This window comes from Herbaspirillum sp. RV1423 (assembly GCF_000577615.1).
Lineage (GTDB): Bacteria > Pseudomonadota > Gammaproteobacteria > Burkholderiales > Burkholderiaceae_D > Herbaspirillum.
Window position 1 is genome coordinate 66,920 of record NZ_CBXX010000016.1, and the last position, 23,572, is coordinate 90,491.

The window sequence follows — 23,572 nt, forward strand, 5'->3', positions numbered from 1 at the left end:
ATGAAAAATGCCGGCGGTGGGCCGGCGCATAAGTTGATCGAAATAATTATTTTGCGACCCAACTGTCTTTCAGGGTCACGGCGCGATTGAATACCGGTTTGCCTGCCGTGGAATCGACCCGGTCGGCGACGAAATAGCCGTGGCGCTCGAACTGGTAGATCGCGCCGGGTTCGGCGGTCCTGAGCGTCGGTTCCAGGTAGGCGGTGATGACTTCCTTCGAGTGCGGATTCAGGGCCAGCTTGAAATCCTTGCCGCCGGCGTCCGGATGCGGGTCGGTGAAGAGGCGGTCGTATAGGCGCACTTCGGCTTCCAGCGCATGATCGGCGCTGACCCAGTGCAGGTTGCCCTTGACCTTGTAGTTGGCGCTGCCCGGCGTGCCGCTCTTGCTGTCTTCAAAATAATTGCAATGGACGGCGATGACGTTGCCGTTTTCATCCTTGTCGCAGCCGGTGCATTCCACCACATAGCCGTAGCGCAGGCGCACCTTGTTGCCGGGGAAGAGGCGGAAGTAGCCCTTGGTCGGCGTTTCCATGAAATCTTCCTGCTCGATCCACAGATTCCTGGTGATCGGGAAACGGCGATGCTCGCTGTCGTGCAGCGGATGCGCAGGCGGGTAAACCGGTGCGCTGCATTCGACGCTCTGGCCTTCCGGGAAATTGTCGATGATCAGCTTGAGCGGGCGCAGCACGGCGACCGCGCGCGGCGCTTTCGGGTCGAGGTCGTCGCGCAGCGCGCCTTCGAGGATGCTGTAGTCGATCCAGCTATTGTTCTTGGAGGCGCCGGTGCGGTCGCACATCAGGCGGATCGCTTCGGGCGTGTAGCCGCGGCGGCGGAGGCCGACGATGGTCGGCATGCGCGGATCGTCCCAGCCGTCGACGATGTTTTCATCGACCAGTTGCTTGAGCTTGCGCTTGCTGGTGATGATGTAGGTCAGGTTGAGGCGCGCGAATTCGTATTGATGCGGCAACGGTTTTTTGAAGAAGCCTTCTTCGGCCAGGCGTTCCAGCACCCAGTCGTAGAACGGGCGCTGATCTTCGAATTCCAGTGTGCAGATCGAGTGGCTGATGCTTTCCAGCGCGTCTTCGATCGGGTGCGCGTAGCTGTACATCGGATAGACGCACCACTTGTCGCCGGTGTTGTGGTGGGTGGCGTGGCGGATGCGATAGATGGCCGGATCGCGCAGGTTCATATTGGGGCTGGCCATGTCGATTTTGGCGCGCAGGATCAGGCTACCGTCGGCATGTTTGCCGTCGCGCATTTCCTCGAACAGGCGCAGCGATTCTTCCACCGGGCGGTTGCGCCACGGCGAATCGGTGCCGGGTTCGGTCAGCGTGCCGCGGGTTTCGCGCATCTGGTCGGCGTTCTGTTCATCGACGTAGGCCAGGCCCTTGCGGATCAGCGCCTGCGCGCCGGCGTACATGACGTCGAAATAATTGCTGGCGTAGTACAGGTGCTGCTTGCCGTCATGGTTCCAGTCGAAGCCCAGCCATTTGACCGAGTCGATGATGGTGTCGACGTATTCCTGGTCTTCCTTCTCCGGATTGGTGTCGTCGAAGCGCAGGTGGCAGCGGCCGTTGTAGTCGCGCGCCAGGCCGAAATTGAGGCAGATCGACTTGGCGTGGCCGATGTGCAGGTAGCCGTTGGGCTCGGGCGGAAAGCGGGTCACCACCTGCGGCAGGGGTTGGCCCTGGCTGTCGCTGCGTTCCGCATAGGCGCCGGAAACGAGGTCGGCTTCAATGATGCCGCGCAGGAAATTGGTGGAGGGTGCTGGAGGATGACCGTTTTTCAGTTCGTTGCTCATGGATGTTTTGTGGGAAGGCTTATCTAGGTATAGACCGGCATTTTACCGCAGCACGCCGGTTTTGACGGGGTTTCCAGGCGCCCGGCAACGCCGTTTGCATGCCGATCCCCGGAAATAATTGATTACACCTGATACGGCCGCGCATTACCTGCCGGTTTTCTTTGCTGGCAAGCTGTGTTCCATCGTCAAGTCCAGGGAGGACATCATGAAAAAGCTGCTTAAACTCGTCGCCGCAGGCGTGCTGGTCGCTACCGCTTTGTCGGCCTGCGTCGTGGTGCCGGCCGGTCCGCCGCACGGCTATTACAGGCATGGACCTTATTACGGCGGTCCTTACTATCGATAGGGTGGCTATCCCTGCCGCCATCCTGCCGTAACGCATTTCGACCGGTCCATGCGGCATTCCGTCGCATTATCCTTGATCGTGTCGCTGCGCCGGTGGAGACTGGAATCCTGTTTTCACGCTTCGGAGGGATTTCATGTCTGTCGGCTTGCTCAAGACCCTGCATGTACTGGGCGTCGTTCTGTTTCTCGGCAATATCATCGTCACTGCATTCTGGAAAGTCATGGCCGATCGCACCCGCGACCTGGCGGTGATCCGTTTTGCCATGCGCGTCACCAACTGGGCGGATGTGTTCTTCACTTTCGGCGGCATCGTGCTGCTGGCCATCGCCGGTCAGGCCATGGCGGCGCAAACCGGCATGTTGCAATTGTCCTGGCTGCACTGGGCTTATGGTCTGTTTGCGGCGACCGGGGTGCTGTGGGTGGGCATCTTGCTCCCGGTGCAAGTGGCGCAGGCGCGTCTGCTGGCACCGTTGCAGCGCGATTCGGAGATCCCGTCGCGCTACTGGCGCCTGTCGCTGCTGTGGGGCGCTGCGGGTTCTGCGGCGACGCTGCTGCCGCTGGCAATCGTCTGGCTGATGACGGCCAAGCCGTCGCTGTAATTGGAGCTTATTTCATCAATAGGTGCGAGATGCGTTCTACATTTGCCGGAACAAGTGCGCGAACAGGCGACTGACGGCAAGCATCTCCGGCCGCGTGCGCAGTTTCAGCGACAGTTTCCCGGCCTCGTCGCGTTGCGCCGCCTGGACTTGGCCGATCTGCACGACGGTGCCTCGGTGGATTTGCCAGAAGCGTCCGGGATCGAGCTGCGGGATCAGTTCCTTGAGGCTGGTGCGGATCAGCGATTCGCCGTCCGCGGTGACGACGTTGACGTATTTGTCGGTGGCTTCGAAATAAATCACATCCTCAACGGGAATCAGCCTGATCTGGTTGCCGACGGCGGCGCGGATCATGCGCAAGGGTTCCCGGGCCGGTGCGGCCGGCGGCGCCAGGCCGCGCAGTTGCGCCAGTGCCTGTTCCAGTTCCCGGTTGCTGTCGGCGCTCTTGACCAGCCTGGCTTGCAGGCGACCGATGGTCACCATCAGGCGTTCGTCGTTGGCGGGCTTGAGCACATAGTCGATGGCGGCGTGTTCGAAGGCCTGGATGGCGTAGTCGTCGTAGGCGGTGACAAAGACCAGTAATGGGAAGGGCTGGTTTTCCGGCCAGTCGTCCGCCAGCTCGCGCGCCGCCTCCAGGCCGCTCTGACCGGGCATCTTGATGTCCAGGAAGAGGATATCCGGCTGCAGCGCCAGCGCCTGCTCGACCGCTGCCATGCCGTTGGCGGCGATGCCGGCGATTTCCAGGCCGGGCCACAGGCGTCGCAGATTGCCGGACAGCGCCCCAGCAAGCAAGGCTTCGTCTTCGGCGATCAGGGCGCGGGCGGCGGGCGGGGTGGTCATTTGTAGAGATGGGTGTCGAGCGCATCCATCGGAATCGTGATCTGTGCGACGGTGCCCTCGGGAATGTTGTGGGTCAGCGTCAGTTCCGCCAGCGGTCCATACAGCGCATCGAGTCGCGCGCGGATGTTTTCCAGGCCGAGATGGCTGCTGTCGGGGCGATTGTAGCTGGCCGATGTGTTCAGGCCCATGCCGGTGTCGAACACGCTGATCACCAGCAGGCCCTGATGCAGGATTACGCGCACGGTGCAGTCGCCGCCTTCGACCTTGGGCTCGAGGCCGTGGCGGATGGCGTTTTCGACCAGCGGCTGCAGCAGCATCGGCGCGATCCGGATGCGCCGCAATTCGTCCGGCAGTTGCAGGCTATAGGTCAGGCGCAGGCCCATGCGCAGCGACATCAGGCCGAGATAGGCCTTGGTCAGCTCGAACTCCTGTTCCAGCGTGGTCTGGTCGCTGCGCGAGGTCGACAGCGTGGCGCGCAGATAATGGATCAACTGGTCGAGCATCTGCTGGGCGCGCAATGGCTCGCTGGAGATCAGGGTTTGCAGCGTGGCCAGCGTGTTGAAGAGCATGTGCGGTTCGATCTGCGCTTGCAGCATTTGCAATTGCGCCTGCACGGCCTGTTTTTCGATGACGACGTTGCGCGCTTCGAGCGCCGCCATTTTTTCCCGGTTCCAGTAGAACAGGGTGCCGCCGACGCAGGCCAGCAAGGTCAGGACGATGACGCCGATGATGTTGTTGGTCTGGCTCAGCGTCAAGACTTCCGCCGGGCGGCCCAGCAGATAGGTGGCGATCAGGTTGCCGATGAAAAACGACAGCGGCGCCAGCAGCGCCAGCATCAGCAGGAAGCCGCCCTTCCTCGGTTCGTCCTTGCCCCACACGATAATGCGGCCGCCGTTGATCAGCAGCATCGCGGTGGTGCCGATGCACATGGCGAACACCAGGTTTTCGGTGAAGTCGGAACCTATGCGCATGAGGTAAGTCACCACCACTGCGCACAGCAGGTTGATGATCAGCGTGGGCACCAGGCTGCGGGGCAGGTCCAGGGCGATGAGGCGTAAGCGTGAAGCGTTGGTGGTCATGAACGTGCGAAAAATACATGTAAGCCGTGGAATAGTAACCCGATTCCCGAACCGGATAGCGTTCGGCCGGGGTATGGCCGCATCGTGACCCGGCGCGTCGCGGCCGCAAAGCATATTGCGATGAAACGTCGGATCATGGCGCTGAAACGCTGTCATCCCACACCCGGCCAGCTTAGAATGTCGGCACCAAATTCATGCAGGGAGAAAAAACATGTGGCCTTATCCGAAAGTGGCGGCGCATCGCGGCGGCGGTACACTGGCGCCGGAAAACACGCTGGCGGCATTCCGCTGCGGCATGGAGCACGGCTTCCGGGCGGTGGAATTCGACGTGATGCTGACTAAGGACGAGCAACCCATCCTGATGCACGATGCCTCGTTCGGACGTACGCTGCCGGGCGAAGGGAAGATCGCCGAACACACGCTGGCCGACTTGCAGAAGCTCGATGCCGGCGGCTGGCATAGCCCGCAATATGCGGGCGAACCGGTCTGCACGCTGGCGCAGGCGCTGGAATTCTGCCGCGCCAACGGCATCTGGATGAACATCGAGATCAAGCCGGCCGGCGATGCCTATGCGGTACGCACCGGCGAAGTGGCTGGCCAGGCGGTCGGGGCTTTCTTCGCTGCTGAAATCGCGGCGCATGTACCGGGACGGAACGACCGCAGCCTGCCACTGTTTTCGTCGTTTTCCTTCGATGCGCTGATGGCGGCAAAACGCGCTGCGCCGGGCATTCCGCGCGGCTTCCTGATGGACATGATTACCGCCGACTGGGAGGCGCGGCTGCAGGCGCTCGGCGCGGTGGCGTTGCACACCAATCACAAGAATCTGACGCCGGAACTGGCGCAGGCGGTCAAACGAGCCGGATATGGTTTATTCTGCTACACCGTCAACGAACCGACCCGCGCGCAAGAGATTCTGGCCTGGGGCGTCGACGGCTTTTGCACCGACCGCGTCGACCTGATCGGACAGGCATAGGTAAAGAATCATCGCATCGGCATTGAAGTCTCCACACAATAACAGTCAACAGGAAAGCAAGGAATCATGAAAACCAAGGGCATGCGCCGCATGCTGCTGGCCGCGGCCGCCATCGCTATCGCCGTCACCTCCAACGCCATCGCGCAACAGGGAAATACGCAGCACAAATACACCGACGACGCCATCGTGCGCGATCTCAAGGCCGGCAAGCTGACCGTGCGCGAAGCGCAGATCTTGCAGGGGCGGAGCGACCCTGCTGCGGTGAAAGCCAAAACCACGGTTCAGCCGGCGCATGGCGCCAGGCCGGCAAAGGCAGGCAAGGCTCCGGTGCAAAAGAAAAACAAGGCGCCCGTCAGGCACCTGACCGGTCCGCACGATAAGAACAAAGACAAGAACAAAGGCAAGAACAAGCCCAAGGCGGCCCGCAAGGCCGGTACGCATCACGCCGCCGCAGCGCACGGGCAAGCGGCCCGAAGCGATAAATCTGCCACCGGAAAGCCGTCGCCGATACGCAAAACTGCGGTGAAATACATCAGGTAATTCCTGAATGAATTTCTCGCTCCCGGCGATTAAACTGTGTCAACGCAAATCGAAATCCCGGCGTTAAAACACGGACAAGTCGCATGTCAGAGCGGATTCTCCGAAATGACCAGGGGCGTGACAACTCATCGTCAGCGAGCTTGTAAAGAACCAAACTTAAGAGGAAAAGATGAAACTGAACAAATTATTGGCAGCCGTACTCGTCGCCGCTTTTGCCATGCCTGTCCTGGCCCAGAACACACCCGCTCCTGCCGCTCCGGCAGCAGAAGCTCCGGCAGCCAAGGCCACACACGCCAAGCATCACAAGAAACATAAAAAGCACAAGAAGCACAAGAAACACGCCAAGAAGAGCAACAGCAAGCTGTATCAGGGCGCCTGATTTACCGGAGGAGATTTTGGCCGCGCAAGCCGTGATGGAGATAGGTCGAAGGGATTCGAGACCGGTCTGATTCAGATTGCAGGTTGACATCGCCATTAACCCGTTGGGAGCGATCCGAACGGGTTTTTTTGCGTCCGGGTCTTATTTCTCCTGTGTTGATGGGCGGCAAGCTGCCGGAGGGCCCTTGCCGACCGTGATTGCAGCAGGGCTTATCACGTATAATCACGCGTTTGCAATCTCTTTTCCTGCAACGTCATTCTTGCACCGTTTTCTTTATAGTCCTCGAACATGAACTCAGCCGAAATCCGCGACAAGTTTCTGAAATTCTTTGAATCCAAGGGACACACCATTGTCCGTTCGTCCAGCCTGGTGCCGGGCAACGATCCCACCCTGTTGTTTACCAACTCCGGCATGGTCCAGTTCAAGGACGTGTTCCTGGGCACCGACAAGCGCAACTACGTGCGCGCCACTTCCGTGCAGCGCTGCCTGCGCGCCGGCGGCAAGCATAACGACCTGGAAAACGTCGGCTACACCGCGCGCCACCATACCTTCTTCGAGATGCTGGGCAACTGGTCCTTCGGCGATTATTTCAAGCGCGAGTCGCTGACATGGGCGTGGGAACTGCTGACCAAAGTGTACGGCCTACCTGCCGAAAAGCTGTGGGCTACCGTCTATGAAACCGACGATGAAGCCTACGACATCTGGGTCAACGAAATCGGTCTGCCGAAAGAGCGCGTAGTGCGCATTGGCGACAACAAGGGCGCGCCTTATGCTTCCGACAACTTCTGGCAAATGGCCGATACCGGCCCTTGCGGTCCTTGCTCGGAAATCTTTTACGACCACGGTCCCGACGTCTGGGGCGGTCCTCCGGGTAGTCCGGAAGCCGACGGCGACCGTTACATCGAAATCTGGAACAACGTGTTCATGCAGTTCGACCGCCAGATCGATCCGAAAACCGGCGAAGCCACGCTGACGCCGCTGCCGGCGCCTTGCGTCGATACCGGCATGGGTCTGGAGCGCCTGGCTGCGATCCTGCAGCACGTGCACAGCAACTATGAAATCGATTTGTTCCAGCACCTGATCAAGGCCGCTGCGCGCGAAACCAACACCAGCGATCTGGAGAACAATTCGCTCAAGGTCATCGCCGACCATATCCGCGCGACCTCCTTCCTGATTGTCGACGGCGTGATTCCCGGCAACGAAGGCCGCGGCTATGTGCTGCGCCGTATCATTCGCCGCGCGCTGCGTCACGGCCACAAGCTGGGCCAGACCCAGCCGTTCTTCTACAAGCTGGTCAAGGACCTGGTGGCCGAAATGGGCGCCGCCTACCCGGAACTGCCGGAAGCCGCCTCGCGCGTCGAACAGGTGCTCAAGCAGGAAGAAGAACGTTTCGGCGAAACGTTGGAACACGGTATGAAGATACTCGAAGCCGCGCTGGCCAAGAACGCCGCCAAGCTCGACGGCGAGACCGCCTTCACGCTGTACGACACCTACGGCTTCCCGCTCGATCTGACCGCGGACATCTGCCGCGAGCGCAACGTCGAGCTGGATGAGGCTGGTTTCGCGACCGCCATGGAACGCCAGAAATCGACGGCCCGCGCCGCCGGTAAATTCAAAATGGCGGCCGGTATCGAATACAGCGGCGACAAGACCAGATTCGTCGGCTATGACGCGCTGACGCAGCAAGCCAAGGTCACCGCGCTCTATGTGGACGGTAGCGCCGTCAACAAGATCGAAGCAGGCCAGGACGCCATCGTGGTGCTCGACACCACGCCGTTCTACGCCGAATCGGGCGGTCAGGCCGGCGATGCCGGTGCGTTGGAAGCCTCGAATGCGCTGTTTACCGTAACCGACACGCAAAAGATCCAGCCGGAAGTGTTCGGCCATCACGGCTCGCTGATCAAGGGCGCGCTGGCGGTGGGCGACACCGTTGAAGCCAAGGTCGATGCCGAGTTGCGCGCGCAGACCATGCGCAACCACTCGGCCACCCACCTGATGCACAAGGCGCTGCGCGAAGTGCTGGGCAGCCACGTGGCGCAAAAAGGTTCGCTGGTCGATGCCGACAAGACGCGTTTCGACTTCAGCCACAACGCGCCGATGACGGCCGATGAAATCCGCCGCGTCGAAGAAATCGTCAATCGCGAAATCCTCGCCAACGCCGCCACCGAAGCCAGGGTGATGGGCTTCGACGACGCCGTCGCTGCCGGTGCGATGGCCTTGTTCGGCGAGAAATACGGCGACGAAGTGCGCGTGCTGTCGATCGGCTCGTCACGCGAATTGTGCGGCGGCACCCACGTTTCGCGCACCGGCGATATCGGCCTGTTCAAGATCGTTGCCGAAGGCGGCGTCGCAGCGGGCATCCGCCGCGTCGAAGCGGTGACAGGCGAAGGCGCGCTGGCGCTGGTGCAGGCGCTGAGCAATCGCGTCAACGAAGCCGCTGCAGCCCTGAAGGCGCAGCCGGAAGAACTGACGCAACGCATCGCGCAAGTGCAGGATCACGTCAAGGCGCTGGAGAAGGAATTGGCTGCGCTGAAGTCCAGGCTGGCGTCCAATCAGGGCGACGAATTGCTGACGCAGGCGGTCGACGTCAACGGCATCAAGGTGCTGGCGGCCATGCTGGAAGGCGCCGATGTCGCGACGCTGCGCGAAACAATGGACAAGCTCAAGGACAAGCTGAAGACCGCCGCCATCGTGCTGGCCGCAGTCAAGGACGGCAAGGTCAGCCTGATCGCCGGCGTCACTGCCGACGCAACTTCCAAGGTAAAGGCAGGCGAACTGGTCAATTTTGTCGCCCAGCAGGTTGGCGGCAAGGGTGGCGGACGTCCCGACATGGCGCAGGCGGGTGGTACCGATCCGAGCGGCCTGCCGCAGGCGCTGCAAGGCGTGGCGGCCTGGGTTGGCGCCAAAGTCTGAGCGTTGCCGTGAGCGACTTCAAATTTTGTCCCGTCTGCGCCGCGTCGCTCGTGACGCGCGCCGACGAAGGCGAGGCGGGCAAGCTTAGGCTTGCCTGCCCCGACGGCCACTGGACGCACTGGGACAACCCGTTGCCGGTGCTGGCGGGGCTGGTGGAGATCGAGGGCAAGATGTTGCTCGCCCGCAATGCGGCGTGGGCGGAAGGCCGTTTCGCGCTGATCACCGGCTTCATGGAGCGCGACGAAACGCCGGAGCAGGGCATCGCGCGCGAAATCAAGGAAGAAACCAATCTCGATGCCAACCAGATCACCCTGATCGGCGTTTACGAGTTTATGCGCAAGAATGAACTGATCATTGCGTATCACGTAAAGGCATCGGGCGAGATCAGGCTGTCTCCTGAATTGCTGGAGTATCGCCTGGTGGCGCCGCCGGATTTACGGCCTTGGCCCGCAGGAACGGGATACGCGGTGGCGGACTGGATGCGGCGTCATAACCTGGCTGTCCAGTTCGTTGAATTTGCCGGCTCATCCACGCCATTAGTTTCTACTGCACAACATTAGTGCGCTAAATACAACAGAGTATGTTGCGACGCACCAAGGCGGGTCGGGTTGGAGTAGAATTCTTGAACGATCACTAGGAATTTTAGATTCACAGTATGGTTATTGAATTTCACAGAGAGCTGGATGCACGTGGTCTGAATTGCCCGCTGCCGATACTGAAAACCAAGAAGGCGTTGGCGGATATGGCAAGCGGCCAGATTTTGCGCGTGACGGCGACCGATACCGGTTCGGTGCGCGACTTCCAGGCTTTCGCCAAACAGACCGGCAACGATTTGCTCTCTCAGTCGCAAGAGAATCAGGAATTCATTTTTTTCATGAAGCGTAAATAATTTACGTTGCCCTGATGGCGACGGATTTCCGGATACAAAAACGCCCGCATATGCGGGCGTTTTTCATTGGCGTGCCGGATGCGCGGAGAGGCTCAGTGGAACGCGTTGCCGATCTCGGGATGAAAGCTCTCGGCGCGCGCGATCGGCCAGTATTTCTGGTAGACCTGATAACGGTAGTTGCCGGTGAGGAGGTCGCCCGGTTCCAGGTATTTCAGCATTTCCGAGAGCAACTGGATTTCGTGGTCGTTGATGCGGTGGACAATATGGAACGGCCGCAGCGCCGAGGTATGCGGCAAGCCCGCTGCCTGTACCAGTTCTTGCAGAGCATGCAGCGTGCTTTGGTGGAAGCGGTGGACGCGTTCTGCTTTGTCCGGCACCACCAGTGCCCGGGCGCGCGTCGCGTTTTGCGTAGCGACGCCGGTCGGACAGCGGTCGGTGTGGCAGCTTTGCGACTGGATGCAGCCTAGCGCGAACATGAAGCCGCGCGCTGAGTTGCACCAGTCGGCGCCGAGCGCCAGCGTGCGGGCGACGTCGAAGGCGGTGATGATTTTGCCGCTGGCGCCGATCTTGACGCGATCGCGCATGCCGATGCCGACCAGCGTGTTGTGCACCATCAGCAAGCCTTCCTGCATCGGCATGCCGACGTGGTCGGTGAACTCCAGCGGTGCTGCACCGGTGCCGCCTTCGGCACCGTCGACGGTGATGAAGTCGGGCACGATCTGTGTTTCCACCATGGCCTTGGCGATGCCGAAGAATTCCCATGGATGACCGACGCACAGCTTGATGCCGGTGGGTTTGCCGCCCGACAGCGTGCGCAGTTTTTCAACGAATTGCAGCAGGCCGATCGGCGTCGAGAACGAAGAATGCACCGCCGGTGAAATGCAATCGACGCCCATAGGAATGCCGCGCGTGGCGGAAATCTCGGGCGTGATCTTGGCTGCCGGCAACACGCCTCCGTGGCCGGGCTTGGCGCCTTGCGACAGCTTTACTTCGATCATTTTCACTTGCGTCGATTTGGCCTGTTCGGCGAATTTGTCTTCGTCGAAGCTGCCGTCGGGATGGCGGCAACCGAAGTAGCCCGACGCGACTTGCCACACCAGGTCGCCGCCGAATTCGCGATGATAGGCCGAGATCGAACCCTCGCCGGTATCGTGCGCAAAATTGCCTTTCTTTGCGCCTTGGTTCAACGCGCGAATTGCATTGGCCGAGAGCGAGCCGAAACTCATCGCCGAGACATTGAACACTGACATCGAATACGGTTGTGCGCGATTCTCGCCGACAGTAACGCGGAAGTCGTGGCTGGCCAGTTTGGTCGGCGACATCGAATGACCGATCCATTCATAGCCGGCCAGTTTGACGTCGAGTTCAGTGCCGAAAGGGCGGCTGTCGATGTCGGCTTTGGCGCGTTGGTACACTACGCTGCGTTTCTTGCGGGTGAAGGGCGCGCCGTCGTTTTCGCCTTCGAAGAAATACTGGCGAAGTTCCGGGCGGATGGCTTCGAACATGAAGCGGAAGTGGCCGATCAGCGGATAATTGCGCAACACCGCATGGCGACGCTGGATGAGATCATGTACGCCGACAATGCTCAGGAGCAGCGGCACGGCGCCCCACCACCAGCTCACCAGGTGGTCGTTCGCCAGTACCGCGAGCGCCAGCGTCAGGAACAGAACGCACCAAAATACCAGATAACGATTGGCCAACATACCAGCATCCTTTTGTTGTTTGTCAGGAGGTGTTGCGATTCTACTGCGGCTGTTTCGCCGGCATGGGACGAAAAGAATGGCTTTTATTGCAATTTCGGATATTTAGTCATTGCACCTTGCCGGTGCGAGATGCGGACGGTATTCTTGCCATCCGTCTTCCATGGGTTTCTCTGTGGATACACATACCCGTGGGTTTGTATCAGGCGCGGTCTGGCGGGCTGTATAGTCGAATGGCATCGTTATTGCTTATCGTGATCAAAAAAGAATCTATCGCTACGCAGACGCCATGTAGTCCGTTGCAGCTCCGTTGTTGTCCCATTTCATTTCTCTTTTCCGTTGGTGCCGTTGGATATTGATTGCGTAACTCATTTATGAAAATCGTCGCTTCCTCCATTCCGCCGGATCATGCTGCCGCTATCACTTCCATCGCCAGGCCGCCACGGTTGCTTGAGACCTTGCTGGCCAATCTGGATGGCATGGTATATCGCTGCCGCGACGATGAGGAATGGACCATGGAGTTCGTCAGCGAGGGCTGCCTGGAGCTGACGGGTTACCAACCGGAAGACTTGCTTTTCAATCACCGCGTTTCCTACGAAAACATCACGCATCCGGACGACCGCGACATGGTGCGCCAGACCATCAATGCCTGCCTCGCCGGCAAGCGTCGTTTCGAGCTGGAGTACCGCATTGTCCGCGCCGACGGCGAAGTGCGATGGGTGTGGGAGCGTGGTGTGGGCATCTATAGCGCTGCGGGCGCGCTCGATGCACTGGAGGGCTTTGTGCAGGACGTGACGGCGCGCAAAGAGGCTGATCAGGCCTTGCTGGAAGCCGAACGGCGCTACCGCAGCATTTTCGAGAATGCCATCGAGGGCGTGTTCCAGTCGACGCCGGATGGCGGTTACATCGCGGTCAATCCGGCGCTGGCGCGGATTTACGGATACCGGTCGCCGGAAGACCTGATCGTCAGCCTGCGCGATATCAAGCATCAACTGTACGTCGAACCGGAGCGCCGCACCGAGTTCATGCGCATGATGGCCGAGTTCGGCTCGGTGTCGAATTTCGAATCGCGCGTCTACCGGCGCGACGGCGAGATCATCTGGATTTCGGAGAACGCGCGCGCCGTCTATGACGACGCCGGCACGCTGATGTTCTACGAAGGCACCGTGGAGGCAATCACCGAACGCAAGCTGTATGAAGCCGAAATCCGCCATCAGGCCACGCACGATGCGCTGACCGGTCTGCCCAACCGCACCATGCTGCATAACCACTTGCAGCGTGCCGTGCAGAGCTTGCGGCAGAAGGGGGCTTTGACGGCGGTGGTGTTCGTCGATCTGGACCAGTTCAAGTTCATCAACGACAGTCTCGGCCATCAGGTCGGCGACGAATTGCTCAAGACCGTGGCGCAGCGCCTGGTGTCCTGTGTACGCGAAACCGACATGGTGGCGCGCCAGGGCGGCGACGAATTCGTGCTGGTGCTGCAAAACCAGCCTGATGAAAGCAACATTACCGAAGTCCTGCAGCGCATCCTCGCCGCGGTGGCGAAGCCGTGGGTGGTGGGCGACCGCGAATTCCACATCACCTGCAGCATCGGCGTGAGCCGTTGCCCGACCGATGGCCGCGATGTCGAAACCTTGCTCAAGAACGCCGACTCGGCCATGTACAAGGCCAAGGAACTCGGACGCAACAACTTCCAGTACTTCGCCGGCTGGATGGATGCGCAGGTCAGCAACCGGTTGGAAATGCTGGTCAGTTTGCGGCGCGCGCTGGATCGCGAGGAATTCAGGCTGTACTACCAGCCCAAGATCAGTCTGGCGAGCGGCCGCATCATCGGCGCCGAAGCGTTGATCCGCTGGATCACGCCGGATCAGGGCATGGTGCCGCCGGACCGCTTTATCCCGTTTGCCGAAGACGCCGGCCTGATCGTGCCGATCGGCGAATGGGTATTGCATACCGCCTGCGCGCAGAACAAGGCCTGGCAGGATGCTGGCCTGTCGCCGATTCCGGTTGCCGTCAACCTGTCGCCGCGCCAGCTCGACCAGAATCTGCCCGAGTTCGTGCGGCAGGTGCTGGCCGACAGCGGCCTGGCCGCTGCCTGGCTTGAACTGGAGATTACTGAAAACGTCGTCATGAAGGATGCGGAAAAGACCGTGGCGACCCTGAATGCGCTCAAGCGCTTGGGTTTGCAGGTCTCGGTGGACGACTTCGGCACTGGCTATTCCAGCCTGAGCTACCTGCGCCGCTTCCCGGTGGACGCGTTGAAGATCGATAAGTCCTTCGTGCGCGACATCGCCAGCGATGCCGACAGCGCGGCGATCGTCAAGGCCGTGATCTCGCTGGGCCATATCCTCAACCTGCGCGTGATCGCCGAAGGCGTGGAGGATCAGGAACAGTACAACTTCCTGCTGGAAAACGGTTGCGACGAGGTGCAGGGCTATTTCCTCGGCAAGCCGATGCCGGTGGAGGATTTTACGCGTCGGCTGGAGCAGGAGAGGCAAGCCATGAGCTGATCCGCCGATGTCGGTGTCGGTGTTGCCGGTGCGCTTGTTTCATCGGCGGTGTGTTGCAAATAGTGTCAGGCGTCTGCAACGAAGCGACATTCCGCCGGGGCTTTGTGCTACACTCCGCGCAGTATATTTTGCATTTTGCCTGCGGCCACCCGAAAACTCAGTCCGGCGCCGCTTGCAAGGTCAAAAGTTGAAATGGTGCGAGAATCTGGGAACTCAAGATTCTGTGTTCGCAACCAAGCCTTATTTTCCCGCTCATCTTCAACCTCCTATAAATCGAGCGCCGGGAAGCAGCACCAACAGCATTAAAGCAGCATATTCAGGTTCGACAACCTGGCGGCATCGTTGGCGCTGTGATGAAACTCAACCCGTGCAGCCAGGCTTCGTATAGTTCGTATATCCGTATCAGTCAGCCGCTAAACTTTTGTTAAACAAGTCGCACACGAGTCGTACATGAATACTATTGAGGCCAAGAAAGTCCTCGAAACAGCATTGCTATGTGCCCACGAGCCATTATCAATCAACGATCTGAAGAAGCTCTATGTCTCAGGCGACGGTGCCGAGAGCGAAATAACTGCGGACTTCATCCGGCAGATGCTGGATGAACTGCGCGAAGACTGGACGGACAAGGGTGTTGAAGTTGTCAGTTTGTCGACAGGATGGCGTTTCCAAAGCCGGGCTGAAATGAAGGTCTATCTGGATCGCCTGAATCCCGAAAAGCCGCCGAAATATACGCGCGCCACGCTGGAAACCCTGGCCATCATCGCCTATCGCCAACCGGTCACGCGCGGCGACATTGAAGAAATTCGCGGTGTGACGGTCAGCTCGCAGACGGTCAAGCTGCTGGAAGATCGTGGCTGGATTGAGGCCATCGGCCATCGCGACGTGCCGGGGCGCCCGGCGTTGTTTGCGACGACCAAACGTTTCCTCGACGACCTCGGCCTCACTTCGCTGGATCAGTTGCCGCCGTTGAAGACCGTCACCAAGGAAGGCGTGGTCGATCCGGGGGCATTGCTGGAATTGCAGGCACTGGAGACGGAAATGCAGGCCAGCCTGGTCGCCGAAGAAGGCGAATCTGCTGATGTGCAAGCCGGGCCGGGCTCGGAAGAAGTTGTCGAGCCGGTGCAGGTTGCCGGGCTCACTGAAGTTGCGGCGGCGGTTGCCGATGCCGTCGCGGAAGAAGTCCCAAGGGAAGAAATCGAGAATGACGCGGATGCCATTGCACCAAGTGTCGCCAATCATGAAGAAGCGCAGGAGGAAAATCCTGCTTCTGCTGACGAAACTCACACCAAAGACCCTGTCTCCGGTCACGCAAGTGATGCCGCGCCCGGTCTGAATAACCACGATTCAAATAATGAAACCATCTAGTTCCAATGATGAGCAGCAGGTAGACCTGTTTGGCGCTGCTGCCGACAACGCCGATACCGCCGCAGTTAAGCCGGTCCGCAAGCGCACCAAAAAGGTAGCGGCGGAAGACGCCGTTGCCGACGCTGCGCCGGTCGAGAAAGCGCCTGCAAAACCTCGTGCGAAGAAAGCAGTCGCCGAGAAAGCGCCTGCCGAAAAAAATGCAAGCGTTGAAACGGTCGCTGTCGAAGAGGCGCCTGCGCCGAAGAAGCGCGCACCGAGGGCCAAAAAGCCCGAGGCTGAAATTGCAGTCGCTCCGGCAACTGCGCCCGAACCGGTTGCGCCGGAAGCGCCCAAGGTCATCGTCACCATCGGTGAAGAAGTCACCGCTGCCCCGGTGCTGCTGGATGCCCCCGCAGACAACGCGCGCACCAAGCCTGCGCGGCGCGGTGTGCGCGGTCCGCGAGCCTTGCGCAACAATCGTGCAGCCCAACGCGCTGCGGAAACCGCCGACGCCGCGCAGCCGAATGCGGTTGCTGCCGATGTGCAGGCCGCTGCGCCGAATGCACCGATTCCGGTGGCCGATCAGGCCATGGCGGAATCGCGTCGCGACGGTCAGGGCCAGGATCGCAATCGCCAGCAAAAGGGTAAGAAGCCGTTCGCCAAGGGCGGAAAGCCGAAGGCGCCGCAACTGGGTTTGCGCGCGCATGACGCCGGCGACGATGTATTTTCGTTCGTCACTTCGGATGCTTACGACAAGGAAGATGGCGCTCGCGGCGGCGCGCGCGGAGCACATCAGTTGCGCGGCAAGAACGGCCGTCGCGATTTGACTTCGGAAGATGACGCGCCCAAGCTGCACAAGGTGCTGGCCGATTCCGGACTCGGTTCGCGTCGCGACATGGAAGAACTGATCGTGGCCGGCCGGGTGTCGGTCAACGGCGAGCCGGCTCACATCGGCCAGCGCATCCTGCCGACCGACCAGGTCCGTATCAACGGCAAGCTGCTGCAACGCAAGGTCAGCAAGAAGCCGCCGCGCGTGCTGGTATATCACAAACCGGCGGGCGAAATCGTCAGCAACAATGATCCCGAAGGCCGTCCCTCGGTGTTTGACCGTTTGCCGACCATGAAAGCCGCCAAGTGGCTGGCAGTCGGCCGCCTCGACTTCAATACCGAAGGTCTGCTGTTGTTTACAACCTCCGGCGACCTTGCCAACCGACTGATGCACCCACGCTACAACATTGAGCGCGAATATGCTGTGCGCACGCTCGGCGAACTCGAAGAGGGCATGCGCCAGAAGCTGTTGCATGGCGTTGAGTTGGACGACGGCATGGCGCAGTTTTCCAAGATCGCCGACGGTGGAGGTGAGGGCGTCAACAAGTGGTACCGCGTGACCATTGGCGAAGGCCGTAACCGTGAAGTGCGCCGCATGTTCGAAGCAATTGGTCTGACCGTGTCGCGCCTGATCCGCACCCGCTACGGCGCCATGACACTGCCGCAAGGTCTGAAACGCGGTCGCTGGGAAGAGCTGGAAGAAAACGCCGTGCGCAACCTGCTGGCAGCCTGCGGTCTGGAAAAACAGGGGGGGCAGGAGGCTCCTTCCGGTAAAGGCAAGAGTAATGGCAACGGCAATGGCAACAGCCAGCCGCGCAGCAACGCCAACGCCAACCCGATGCAGCCGCGCGGCCCGCGCCGCGACCAGCCTTCCTGGCAAGGTCAGGGGCAAGGCCAAGGCGGCGGACGTCCGCAGAACAAGAGCCGTCAGCCGGATCCCTTGCAGACGGCATTGGGTTTCCCGGATGCCGGCCAGCGCCGCCACAATCGTCCGCAACGCAGTGGCGGCGGTTTGATGGGGCAGGGCATGGGCGCGGGTGGCTTGCCGCGTCGCCGACGCGGATAAGTCTTTGATTGCTCGGGAGTTTCCTTGGTGAAATATCGGGCTTTTTGCAGTATGTCGGGCAATCTTGAATTGCCCGACATACCGTAATCGGTTATAATACGCAAGTTAACGGGGTGTTTTCACGGCTATAACGCGTTGTGAATCTGCTTGCAGTTGAATAAACGATAAGAACGATGGGCAGATGCCCATTTTTTTTTTGCTGAACAAATTGACGCGCTTGCGTCAAAAGAATAGAAGCGCGGAGAGATTTCCTTGCAATTGCTGGATCTGATTGAAACCACCCTGTCGGGGATGGGCTACGAACTGGTCGACTTCGAGAAAGCGGCGCGCGGCTTGTTGCGCGTGTTCATCGATTTTCCGTTCGAAGACGCCGGCAAGGGGCCGATCACGGTCGAGGATTGCGAGAAGGTCACGCATCAGTTGCTGCACGTATTTACAGTCGAAAACGTCGATTACGAGCGGCTGGAAGTCTCCTCTCCCGGGCTGGATCGTCCGCTGAAGAAGCTCAGCGACTACCTGCGCTTTGCGGATCAGGAAGCGGTCGTCAAGTTGCGCATGCCGATGCCGGGCGCAGCCAACCGCAAGTCGTTCCAAGGCATCTTGCGGGCGCCTGAAGGCGAGAACTTAAAACTGGAATTTGAAGCAAACGATGGGTCGGCAGCGGTGTTGGACTTTACGCTCGCCGATGTGGATAAGGCACGCCTAGTGCCGAAAGTGGATTTTAGGAGTCGCAAAGCATGAGTCGCGAAGTTTTATTATTGGTCGATGCGCTGGCGCGCGAAAAGAACGTCGATAAGGAAGTGGTCTTCGGAGCACTGGAGCACGCGCTCGCGCAGGCTACCAAGAAACGCTACGAAGGCGAGGTCGATATCCGCGTGTCGATCGACCGTGAAAGCGGCGAATTCGAATCGTTCCGCCGCTGGCACGTGGTGCCCGACGAAGCCGGTCTGCAGTTGCCCGACCAGGAAGTGCTGCATTTCGAAGCCAAGGAACAAATCCCCGACATCGCCGTTGACGAATACATCGAAGAACCGATCGAATCCGTCGAGTTCGGCCGCCGTTTTGCGCAAGACACCAAGCAAGTGGTTCTGCAACGCATCCGCGACGCCGAGCGCGAACAGATCCTGGCTGATTTCCTGGAGCGCGGCGATTCGCTGGTGACCGGCACGATCAAGCGCATGGAGCGCGGCGACGCCATCGTCGAGTCCGGCAAGATCGAAGCCCGCCTGCCGCGCGACCAGACGATTCCCAAGGAAAACCTGCGCATCGGCGATCGCGTCCGCGCCTACATCCTTCGCATCGACCGCAATGCCCGCGGCCCGCAAGTGATCTTGTCGCGTACTGCGCCTGAATTCATCATGAAGCTGTTCGAACTGGAAGTTCCGGAAATCGAACAAGGTTCGCTGGAAATCAAGTCGGCTGCACGCGATCCCGGCGTGCGCGCCAAGATCGCCGTGTTTACCAGCGACAAGCGCATCGATCCTATCGGCACCTGTGTCGGCATGCGCGGTTCGCGCGTGCAGGCCGTGACCGGCGAGCTGGGCGGTGAGCGCGTCGATATCGTGCTGTGGTCGGAAGATCCGGCGCAATTCGTCATCGGCGCACTGGCCCCGGCCAACGTCTCGTCGATTGTCGTGGATGAAGAAAAGCACGCCATGGACGTCGTCGTGGACGAAGAAAACCTGGCGATCGCCATCGGCCGCGGTGGTCAGAACGTGCGTCTGGCGGCGGAACTGACCGGTTGGCAGATCAACATCATGACGGCCGAAGAATCGGCGGACAAATCGGCGCAGGAAACTGCCGCGACCCGTATCCTGTTCATGGAAAAGCTGGACGTCGATCAGGAAGTCGCCGACATCCTGGTGGAAGAAGGTTTCGCCAGCCTGGAAGAAATCGCCTACGTGCCGATCAACGAAATGCTCGAGATCGAATCCTTCGACGAAGAAACCGTCAACGAGTTGCGCAATCGCGCACGCGATGCGCTGGTGACCGAAGCGATCGCTTCCGAAGAGGGCCTGGAAGGCATGGACGAGGAACTGATCAATTTCGAAGGAATGGATCGTGTCGTTGCCGGCAAGCTCGGCCTGGCGGGCATCAAGACTGTGCCCGCTTTTGCTGCATTGGCCTATGACGAGTTTGGCGCCATCCTGGCCCTGTCGGCCGAACGTGCGCGCCAACTGATTGAGAATGAATTTGAAGATGTGACCGACGATGAAATGAAGCTCATCGATGCTAAATACGACGAGCGTGCCAAGGCATTGCAAGCCAAAGCATGGGCCACCGTGGAAGCCAAGCAATAAGCATCCGGGACCACATCATCGCCGAGCCACATAGAAAAGAGGACTGAATGGCAAGTAACAACGTAGCCCAATTTGCCACCGAGCTGAAAATGCCGGCGGATTTGCTACTGACCCAGCTGCGATCTGCCGGAGTTGATAAAAGCTCCGAGTCCGATCCTTTGTCGAAAGAAGACAAGGACCGTCTCCTGGAGCATTTGCGCCGCGTGCGCGGAGCAGCTCCGGACGGCGAGAAGAAGAAAATCACGCTGACCCGCAAGGAAACGACCGAAATCAAGCAGGCCGATTCCACCGGCAAGTCGCGCACGATCCAGGTGGAAGTGCGCAAGAAGCGCACCTTCATCAAGCGCGACGAACCGATTGCCGAAGAAGTGTCAGCCAAGCCGGCTCCAGCAGTTGTGCTGGATTCGGCTGAAACCGAGCGCCGTGCTGAAGAAGCGCGCCGTCAGGCGGAGCTGATCGCGCGTCAGGAATCCGATCTGCGCGAGAAGCAGGAACGTCTGGCTCAGCTTGAGGCAGAGCGCGTCGCCCAGGCCAAGGCAGCGGAACTGGAAGCACAAAAAGCTGAACAGGAAGCCAAGCAAGCTGCGGAAGAGGAAGCCAGGCAAGCCGCTGCCGAAGCGTCCGGAACGGCCAAGTCGAGCGCCAGCCCGGTTGCTCCTGCAGCAAAAACGGCAGAAGATGCCGCCGCCGAAGAGAAGAAGCGCGCGGTAGCGGAGGACGCCAAGAAGAAGGCTGCATTGGCAGCAAAGGAAGCCACCGAACGCGTGGCTGCGACCGAACGCGCCCGCAAGGCGGTGGAAGACGAAGTCGCCCAGATCAAAGCCATGATGAATGCGCCGCGCAAGGCAGTGAAGGCTCCCGAGCCTGCACCTGCCGCTGCCGTGACGAAGACGTCCGAAGGCACTTTGCACAAGCCTGCCGACAAGAAGCCTGGCGAGAAAAAAGACGACAAGAAGGCGCCGGTCGCCGTCGACAAGAAGTCGATCAAGTCGGCCAATGTCTCGTCGACCTGGCAGGAAGACGCCGCCAAGAAGCGCGGTACCGGCATGAAGACCCGCGGCAACACCGGCACCGGCGGTCGCGACGGCTGGCGTGCTGGTCCCAAGGGCCGCCGCAATGCGCATCACGAAGAACACGAAAGCAATTTCCAGGCGCCAACCGAAGCGATTGTCAAGGACGTCCATGTCCCTGAAACGATCACCGTCGCCGAGATCGCGCACAAGATGTCCGTCAAGGCTTCCGAAGTCATCAAGCATCTGATGAAACTGGGCCAGATGGTCACCATCAACCAGGTGCTGGATCAGGAAACCGCGATGATCGTCGTGGAAGAAATGGGCCATCGTGCGCATCCTGCCAAGCTGGACGATCCGGAAGCCTTGCTGGAAGAAGGTGCTGTGCATGTCGACGCGGAATTGCTGCCGCGCGCCCCTGTCGTCACCGTCATGGGTCACGTCGACCACGGCAAGACCTCGCTGCTGGATTACATCCGCCGCACCAAGGTCGCCTCGGGCGAAGCCGGCGGTATTACTCAGCACATTGGCGCATACCACGTGGAAACCCCGCGCGGCATGATCACCTTCCTTGATACCCCGGGCCACGAAGCGTTTACCGCAATGCGTGCCCGCGGCGCCAAGGCAACCGATATCGTCATCCTGGTGGTGGCGGCCGACGACGGCGTGATGCCGCAAACCAAAGAAGCGATCGCTCACGCGAAAGCCGGCGGCGTGCCGCTGGTGGTGGCAATCAACAAGATCGACAAGCCGGGTGCCAATCTGGACCGCGTCAAGCAGGAACTGATTGCCGAGGAAGTCGTGCCGGAAGAATACGGCGGCGAATCGCCGTTCATTGCGGTGTCGGCCAAGACCGGCGAAGGCATCGACTCGCTGCTGGAAAACGTCCTGTTGCAAGCCGAAGTGCTGGAACTGAAAGCGCCGATCGACGTCCCGGCCAAGGGTCTGGTCATCGAAGCAAAGCTCGACAAGGGCCGCGGTCCTGTCGCAACGATCCTGGTGCAATCGGGTACGCTCAAGCGCGGCGACGTCGTGCTGGCGGGTTCGGCTTATGGCCGTGTGCGTGCGATGCTGGACGAAAGCGGCAAGAGCATCGCCGAAGCGGGCCCGTCCATCCCTGTCGAAATTCAGGGCCTGACCGAAGTACCGAGCGCCGGCGAAGAAGTGCTGGTCATGACGGATGAACGCAAGGCGCGCGAAATCGGCCTGTTCCGTCAAGGCAAGTTCCGCGACGTCAAGCTGGCCAAGCAGCAGGCCGCGAAACTGGAAAACATGTTCGACCAGATGGCCGAAGGCGAGGTCAAGAACCTGCCGATGATCATCAAGACCGACGTGCAAGGTTCGCAGGAAGCGCTGGTCCAGTCGCTGCAGAAGCTGTCCAACGCCGAAGTGCGCGTGCAGGTCGTGCATGCGGCGGTCGGCGGTATTTCCGAAAACGACGTCAACCTCGCGGTGGCATCGAAGGCTGTCATCATCGGCTTCAACACCCGTGCGGATGCATCGGCACGCAAACTGGCCGAAGCCAACGGCGTGGACATCCGCTACTACAACATCATTTACGATGCCGTGGATGAAGTGAAGGCCGCGATGTCGGGCATGCTGGCGCCGGAGAAGCGCGAACAGGCTCTGGGTCTGGTCGAGATTCGCCAGGTGTTCCATGTCAGCAAGGTCGGTTCGATCGCCGGCTGCTACGTGCTCGAAGGTCTGGTCAAACGCGGTTCTTCGGTCCGCCTGCTGCGCAACAACGTGGTGGTGTGGACGGGCGAACTGGATTCGCTCAAGCGCTTCAAGGACGACGTCAAGGAAGTCAAGTCGGGCTTCGAGTGCGGTCTGTCGTTGAAGAACTACAACGACATCCAGGAAGGCGATCAATTGGAGATTTTCGAAGTGCAGGAAGTCGCGCGTACTTTGTAATTCGTCCAGTCGTCACGAGGGCGGGTGTCTGCAGCAGCATAGCGCAGCAAACACCCGCCTTGTTTCATTAGATTTCAGCATCGAGTTGCAGTATCGATATTTATGCCGTCCCGCCATGGCGAGTCGGCCGAGGTCAGTTTCCCAGCATGGTAAAACACAGCAAATCCATTCCCGGACGTGGCTTGCGCGTCGCCGACCAGATCCAGCGCGATCTCTCGGAAATCATCGCATTCGAGTTGAAAGACCCGCGTGTGGGAATGATCACGATCACGGAAGTGCAAGTGACGCCGGACTATGCGCATGCCAAGATTTTTTTTACGACCCTGAAGGACGACAAGCAGGCGATTCAGGATACGCTGACCGGCCTCTCCAAAGCATCCGGATTCTTGCGTGGACAACTGGGCCGTCGCCTGACGATCCACACCTTGCCCGATTTGCATTTCGTGCACGACAATTCGACTGCGCGCGGCATTGAAATGTCGCGTCTGATCGACGAGGCCAATGCCACTCGCGCCAAGGATGCCGACGAAAACTGAGTGTTGCGCGAC

The 23,572-nt window shown here is 60.0% G+C and carries 19 protein-coding genes; 15 read left to right on the top strand and 4 right to left on the bottom strand.

The features are described from left to right. Positions 1–46: 46 nt before the first annotated feature. Positions 47–1,801: a glutamine--tRNA ligase/YqeY domain fusion protein gene (locus RV1423_RS15930; protein WP_034298382.1), complete on the bottom strand. Its 1,755-nt coding sequence runs from the start codon at positions 1,799–1,801 to the stop codon at positions 47–49. A 205-nt stretch (positions 1,802–2,006) separates the two neighbouring features. On the opposite strand from RV1423_RS15930, the gene RV1423_RS30385 reads away from it, so the two are divergent. Together RV1423_RS30385 and RV1423_RS15940 are read left to right on the top strand one after the other, a co-directional pair. Continuing rightward, positions 2,007–2,144, top strand: a complete 138-nt coding sequence (locus tag RV1423_RS30385; protein ID WP_197034947.1) for a hypothetical protein — start codon at positions 2,007–2,009, stop codon at positions 2,142–2,144. A gap of 133 nt (positions 2,145–2,277) precedes the next feature. Continuing rightward, positions 2,278–2,742 carry a DUF2269 family protein gene (locus tag RV1423_RS15940; RefSeq protein WP_034298384.1) on the top strand — a complete coding sequence of 155 codons (465 nt, stop codon included), beginning with the start codon at positions 2,278–2,280 and terminating at the stop codon, positions 2,740–2,742. Between the two features lie 36 nt (positions 2,743–2,778). Here RV1423_RS15940 and RV1423_RS15945 read toward each other — a convergent pair whose 3' ends face one another. Then, complete coding sequence (locus RV1423_RS15945; protein ID WP_034298385.1) at positions 2,779–3,579, bottom strand: LytTR family DNA-binding domain-containing protein; 801 nt, start codon at positions 3,577–3,579, stop codon at positions 2,779–2,781. Continuing rightward, complete coding sequence (locus tag RV1423_RS15950; RefSeq protein ID WP_034298386.1) at positions 3,576–4,658, bottom strand: sensor histidine kinase; 1,083 nt, start codon at positions 4,656–4,658, stop codon at positions 3,576–3,578. The genes RV1423_RS15945 and RV1423_RS15950 overlap by 4 nt, the downstream gene beginning before the upstream one ends. A 211-nt stretch (positions 4,659–4,869) precedes the next feature. Here RV1423_RS15950 and ugpQ point away from each other — a divergent pair, with 211 nt between their 5' ends. From ugpQ to RV1423_RS15980, 6 genes are all read left to right on the top strand, one after another. Next, positions 4,870–5,631 (top strand): glycerophosphodiester phosphodiesterase, encoded by a 762-nt coding sequence (ugpQ, locus tag RV1423_RS15955; RefSeq protein ID WP_034298389.1) that lies wholly within the window; start codon positions 4,870–4,872, stop codon positions 5,629–5,631. Positions 5,632–5,697: 66 nt separating this feature from the next. Then, on the top strand, positions 5,698–6,171 hold the full coding sequence (locus tag RV1423_RS15960; protein WP_034298391.1) for a hypothetical protein: 474 nt from the start codon (positions 5,698–5,700) through the stop codon (positions 6,169–6,171). Between the two features lie 169 nt (positions 6,172–6,340). Then, the gene (locus RV1423_RS15965; protein WP_034298392.1) at positions 6,341–6,550 is read left to right on the top strand and encodes a hypothetical protein; all 210 of its coding nucleotides are present in this window, start codon (positions 6,341–6,343) and stop codon (positions 6,548–6,550) included. Positions 6,551–6,838: 288 nt separating this feature from the next. Next, entirely contained in the window at positions 6,839–9,463 is a 2,625-nt protein-coding gene (gene alaS, locus RV1423_RS15970) for an alanine--tRNA ligase (protein ID WP_034298394.1), read from the top strand. Positions 9,464–9,471: 8 nt separating this feature from the next. Next, the gene (locus tag RV1423_RS15975) at positions 9,472–10,023 is read left to right on the top strand and encodes an NUDIX domain-containing protein (RefSeq protein WP_034298396.1); all 552 of its coding nucleotides are present in this window, start codon (positions 9,472–9,474) and stop codon (positions 10,021–10,023) included. Between the two features lie 95 nt (positions 10,024–10,118). Further along, positions 10,119–10,352, top strand: coding sequence for a sulfurtransferase TusA family protein (locus RV1423_RS15980; RefSeq protein WP_034298399.1), 234 nt, complete (start codon positions 10,119–10,121; stop codon positions 10,350–10,352). A 92-nt stretch (positions 10,353–10,444) separates the two neighbouring features. Here RV1423_RS15980 and RV1423_RS15985 read toward each other — a convergent pair whose 3' ends face one another. Then, the gene (locus tag RV1423_RS15985) at positions 10,445–12,055 is read right to left on the bottom strand and encodes an FMN-binding glutamate synthase family protein (protein WP_034298404.1); all 1,611 of its coding nucleotides are present in this window, start codon (positions 12,053–12,055) and stop codon (positions 10,445–10,447) included. Positions 12,056–12,426: 371 nt separating this feature from the next. Here RV1423_RS15985 and RV1423_RS15990 point away from each other — a divergent pair, with 371 nt between their 5' ends. From RV1423_RS15990 to rbfA, 7 genes are all read left to right on the top strand, one after another. Continuing rightward, a complete protein-coding gene (locus RV1423_RS15990) occupies positions 12,427–14,562 on the top strand; it encodes a bifunctional diguanylate cyclase/phosphodiesterase (protein ID WP_034298407.1) in 2,136 nt (711 codons plus the stop codon). A 450-nt stretch (positions 14,563–15,012) separates the two neighbouring features. Continuing rightward, positions 15,013–15,927: an SMC-Scp complex subunit ScpB gene (scpB, locus tag RV1423_RS15995; protein WP_034298410.1), complete on the top strand. Its 915-nt coding sequence runs from the start codon at positions 15,013–15,015 to the stop codon at positions 15,925–15,927. Continuing rightward, the gene (gene rluB / locus RV1423_RS16000; protein ID WP_034298413.1) at positions 15,914–17,800 is read left to right on the top strand and encodes a 23S rRNA pseudouridine(2605) synthase RluB; all 1,887 of its coding nucleotides are present in this window, start codon (positions 15,914–15,916) and stop codon (positions 17,798–17,800) included. The genes scpB and rluB overlap by 14 nt, the downstream gene beginning before the upstream one ends. 252 nt (positions 17,801–18,052) lie before the next feature. Next, positions 18,053–18,541 (top strand): ribosome maturation factor RimP, encoded by a 489-nt coding sequence (gene rimP / locus RV1423_RS16005; RefSeq protein WP_034298417.1) that lies wholly within the window; start codon positions 18,053–18,055, stop codon positions 18,539–18,541. Next, complete coding sequence (nusA, locus tag RV1423_RS16010) at positions 18,538–20,100, top strand: transcription termination factor NusA (protein ID WP_034298418.1); 1,563 nt, start codon at positions 18,538–18,540, stop codon at positions 20,098–20,100. Before rimP ends, nusA begins: the two co-directional genes overlap by 4 nt. A gap of 47 nt (positions 20,101–20,147) precedes the next feature. Beyond that, entirely contained in the window at positions 20,148–23,024 is a 2,877-nt protein-coding gene (gene infB, locus RV1423_RS16015) for a translation initiation factor IF-2 (RefSeq protein ID WP_034298420.1), read from the top strand. Positions 23,025–23,170: 146 nt separating this feature from the next. Next, on the top strand, positions 23,171–23,560 hold the full coding sequence (gene rbfA / locus RV1423_RS16020) for a 30S ribosome-binding factor RbfA (protein ID WP_034298423.1): 390 nt from the start codon (positions 23,171–23,173) through the stop codon (positions 23,558–23,560). The last annotated feature ends 12 nt before the right edge of the window (positions 23,561–23,572 follow it).